This is a genomic window from Vibrio hepatarius, from assembly GCF_001274785.1.
Lineage (GTDB): Bacteria > Pseudomonadota > Gammaproteobacteria > Enterobacterales > Vibrionaceae > Vibrio > Vibrio hepatarius.
Genome location: NZ_LHPI01000014.1, coordinates 1 through 3,858, shown reverse-complemented (window position 1 = coordinate 3,858; position 3,858 = coordinate 1). Strand labels below are relative to the sequence as shown.

Genomic DNA, 3,858 nt, shown 5'->3' with positions numbered 1-3,858 from the left:
ACCATTTAATCCGCTTACCCTGAAATGTAAGGCCTTTGAATAAGACAAAAGGCTGCCTCATCGCTAACTTTGCAACAGTGCCCCTGCGTGCGCTGCTGCCATGTCCACTACCTGACGCCGGTGATGGTGATGGCCTCGCCGGAGCGGGAATTTCTTAACCTCGACGAATTTAGACGATCGGCGGGCGAGGGGATGTCGTGGCAAGGTCCGCCTTGCGCTGCTCCGCAAGGGCGACACCAGCGGGTTCGTCGGCGGCCACGCCTAGCGCGACCGCAACCAAGCGTCGAAAAAGTATACGCTCGTCACCCGCCGTCTCCTGTGCTGAGAGTCTCAGGCCGATCGGCCGGCAGGGCTCAATGTCAGCAAACGCGTGATGAGCGGTGGCCTTCAACAGTGATAAGGCGGCACCAGAGAAAAATCACTCAGGGTCAATGCCAGCGCTTCGTTAATACAGATGTAGGTGTTCCACAGGGTAGCCAGCAGCATCCTGCGATGCAGATCCGGAACATAATGGTGCAGGGCGCTGACTTCCGGTGCCAGCAGATATTTTGGCAGTTTGCCTTGGATCAGAGCCATCTGACGCAGGGCTAGTGCAGCCGGATAGTCAATAGCTACCGGCAGCGGTGCGGACTGTTGTAACTCAGAATAAGAAATGAGGCCGCTCATGGCGTTGACTCTCAGTCATAGTATCGTGGTATCACCGGTTGGTTCCACTCTCTGTTGCGGGCAACTTCAGCAGCACGTAGGGGACTTCCGCGTTTCCAGACTTTACGAAACACGGAAACCGAAGACCATTCATGTTGTTGCTCAGGTCGCAGACGTTTTGCAGCAGCAGTCGCTTCACGTTCGCTCGCGTATCGGTGATTCATTCTGCTAACCAGTAAGGCAACCCCGCCAGCCTAGCCGGGTCCTCAACGACAGGAGCACGATCATGCGCACCCGTGGCCAGGACCCAACGCTGCCCGAGATGCGCCGCGTGCGGCTGCTGGAGATGGCGGACGCGATGGATATGTTCTGCCAAGGGTTGGTTTGCGCATTCACAGTTCTCCGCAAGAATTGATTGGCTCCAATTCTTGGAGTGGTGAATCCGTTAGCGAGGTGCCGCCGGCTTCCATTCAGGTCGAGGTGGCCCGGCTCCATGCACCGCGACGCAACGCGGGGAGGCAGACAAGGTATAGGGCGGCGCCTACAATCCATGCCAACCCGTTCCATGTGCTCGCCGAGGCGGCATAAATCGCCGTGAAGATCAGCGGTCCAATGATCGAAGTTAGGCTGGTAAGAGCCGCGAGCGATCCTTGAAGCTGTCCCTGATGGTCGTCATCTACCTGCCTGGACAGCATGGCCTGCAACGCGGGCATCCCGATGCCGCCGGAAGCGAGAAGAATCATAATGGGGAAGGCCATCCAGTCTCGCGTCGCGAACGCCAGCAAGACGTAGCCCAGCGCGTCGGCCGCCATGCCGGCGATAATGGCCTGCTTCTCGCCGAAACGTTTGGTGGCGGGACCAGTGACGAAGGCTTGAGCGAGGGCGTGCAAGATTCCGAATACCGCAAGCGACAGGCCGATCATCGTCGCGCTCCAGCGAAAGCGGTCCTCGCCGAAAATGACCCAGAGCGCTGCCGGCACCTGTCCTACGAGTTGCATGATAAAGAAGACAGTCATAAGTGCGGCGACGATAGTCATGCCCCGCGCCCACCGGAAGGAGCTGACTGGGTTGAAGGCTCTCAAGGGCATCGGTCGACGCTCTCCCTTATGCGACTCCTGCATTAGGAAGCAGCCCAGTAGTAGGTTGAGGCCGTTGAGCACCGCCGCCGCAAGGAATGGTGCATGCAAGGAGATGGCGCCCAACAGTCCCCCGGCCACGGGGCCTGCCACCATACCCACGCCGAAACAAGCGCTCATGAGACCGAAGTGGCGAGCCCGATCTTCCCCATCGGTGATGTCGGCGATATAGGCGCCAGCAACCGCACCTGTGGCGCCGGTGATGCCGGCCACGATGCGTCCGGCGTAGAGGATCCACAGGACGGGTGTGGTCGCCATGATCGCGTAGTCGATAGTGGCTCCAAGTAGCGAAGCGAGCAGGACTGGGCGGCGGCCAAAGCGGTCGGACAGTGCTCCGAGAACGGGTGCGCATAGAAATTGCATCAACGCATATAGCGCTAGCAGCACGCCATAGTGACTGGCGATGCTGTCGGAATGGACGATATCCCGCAAGAGGCCCGGCAGTACCGGCATAACCAAGCCTATGCCTACAGCATCCAGGGTGACGGTGCCGAGGATGACGATGAGCGCATTGTTAGATTTCATACACGGTGCCTGACTGCGTTAGCAATTTAACTGTGATAAACTACCGCATTAAAGCTTATCGATGATAAGCTGTCAAACATGAGAATTCGCGAATGAACAAGCTCCAACGCGAGGCCGTGATCCGAACCGCGCTCGAACTGCTTAACGACGTGGGCATGGAAGGTCTAACGACGCGCCGACTGGCTGAGCGCCTCGGGGTGCAACAGCCAGCGCTCTACTGGCATTTCAAGAACAAGCGTGCGTTGCTCGACGCACTTGCCGAAGCCATGCTGACGATAAATCACACGCATTCGACGCCAAGGGATGACGACGACTGGCGTTCGTTCCTGAAGGGCAATGCATGCAGTTTTCGACGGGCGTTGCTCGCTTATCGCGATGGCGCGCGTATTCATGCCGGGACGCGGCCAGCCGCGCCGCAGATGGAAAAAGCCGACGCGCAGCTTCGCTTCCTTTGCGATGCTGGCTTTTCGGCAGGTGACGCGACCTATGCGTTGATGGCAATCAGCTACTTCACCGTCGGCGCTGTTCTTGAGCAGCAAGCTAGCGAGGCAGACGCCGAGGAGCGGGGCGAAGATCAGTTGACCACCTCAGCGTCTACGATGCCGGCGCGCCTACAGAGCGCGATGAAAATCGTCTACGAAGGCGGTCCGGACGCGGCATTCGAGCGAGGCCTGGCTCTCATCATCGGCGGTCTTGAAAAAATGAGGCTCACTACGAACGACATTGAGGTGCTGAAGAATGTTGACGAATGACAGGGGGCGGCAGGTGCGGAGGGCGCGGTTGCTTCGTCATATGAAGCAAAGTCACCTAGCTGAATTAATGGGTGTGGATCAGGCAACCGTGTCGCGCTGGGAGCGGGGCACCCTTGCATTGTCGGATGGGAGGTGGTCAGCGGTTCTTCAATTGCTTACCGGGCCTTCCGATTCATCGTACGACGCTGCGCTGAAGCGTCTGGTGCAATCCTCCGCCCACAAAGTCCATCTGGTAGCGACCGGACACATTGTTTGCTCGCGGCATCTCCGGCCAGGCAAAGGGAATTGCGGATTGACCTAGCCGAACTCCTTGGTAAATCGCTGCGTGTTTATGCGTCCCCGAGATAGTTGCGGCCGACTCTGCGCTTAATGGGCTCGGTTGGCATGAGGGGCGGCTGGGGTCACTCGAGGTGGATACCGGCCCGAACTGGAGCGAGGAACTTCCATACTGCCAAGGCGAATGCTGTGGGAGCGCATCATGCTCGCTGATGGTAGCCCGGCACTACTTGTTACCACCACAGCTTAATGCGAAGGGTGCTCCTGTTCTTGTGCATATTTTATGCGCTGCTGATTGTGCATCGAACTGATAACCTCAACGGGTCTGCTTTGTAGTTCACCACACCCCTGACGCGCGCGTGCCGGATAAGCAGAACTATGGTGCCGATGGATGTCAGGAACACTCGGCCTGGTTCGTAACTAGGTCGTCCTGCGCGATCCTGCGGCTAGGGCCGGAATCGTGCTCGCCAGTCAGGCGCTGATGAAGCCTATGGGCACTGTTGCAAATAGTCGGTGGTGATAAA

6 protein-coding genes are annotated in these 3,858 nt (G+C 58.4%); 4 read left to right on the top strand and 2 right to left on the bottom strand.

Annotation, left to right across the window (positions count from 1 at the left end):
- Nucleotides 1–387 precede the first annotated feature (387 nt).
- Nucleotides 388–666: a site-specific integrase gene (locus tag AKJ31_RS22900; RefSeq protein WP_000015696.1), complete on the bottom strand. Its 279-nt coding sequence runs from the start codon at nt 664–666 to the stop codon at nt 388–390.
- Between AKJ31_RS22900 and AKJ31_RS22640 the strand changes: the two genes are divergently transcribed.
- Together AKJ31_RS22640 and AKJ31_RS23580 are read left to right on the top strand one after the other, a co-directional pair.
- Complete coding sequence (locus AKJ31_RS22640; protein ID WP_001326882.1) at nt 665–877, top strand: hypothetical protein; 213 nt, start codon at nt 665–667, stop codon at nt 875–877. The genes AKJ31_RS22900 and AKJ31_RS22640 overlap by 2 nt on opposite strands.
- Before the next feature lie 54 nt (nt 878–931).
- Entirely contained in the window at nt 932–1,060 is a 129-nt protein-coding gene (locus AKJ31_RS23580) for a type VI secretion protein (protein WP_001260374.1), read from the top strand.
- Between the two features lie 55 nt (nt 1,061–1,115).
- Here the strand turns inward: AKJ31_RS23580 and tet(C) are convergent, their stop codons facing one another.
- On the bottom strand, nt 1,116–2,306 hold the full coding sequence (gene tet(C), locus AKJ31_RS15050; RefSeq protein WP_053409934.1) for a tetracycline efflux MFS transporter Tet(C): 1,191 nt from the start codon (nt 2,304–2,306) through the stop codon (nt 1,116–1,118).
- A 92-nt stretch (nt 2,307–2,398) separates the two neighbouring features.
- Here tet(C) and tetR(C) point away from each other — a divergent pair, with 92 nt between their 5' ends.
- Together tetR(C) and AKJ31_RS23620 are read left to right on the top strand one after the other, a co-directional pair.
- Complete coding sequence (gene tetR(C), locus AKJ31_RS15045) at nt 2,399–3,058, top strand: tetracycline resistance transcriptional repressor TetR(C) (RefSeq protein ID WP_001038045.1); 660 nt, start codon at nt 2,399–2,401, stop codon at nt 3,056–3,058.
- Complete coding sequence (locus AKJ31_RS23620; protein WP_061342203.1) at nt 3,045–3,359, top strand: helix-turn-helix domain-containing protein; 315 nt, start codon at nt 3,045–3,047, stop codon at nt 3,357–3,359. Before tetR(C) ends, AKJ31_RS23620 begins: the two co-directional genes overlap by 14 nt.
- The last annotated feature ends 499 nt before the right edge of the window (nt 3,360–3,858 follow it).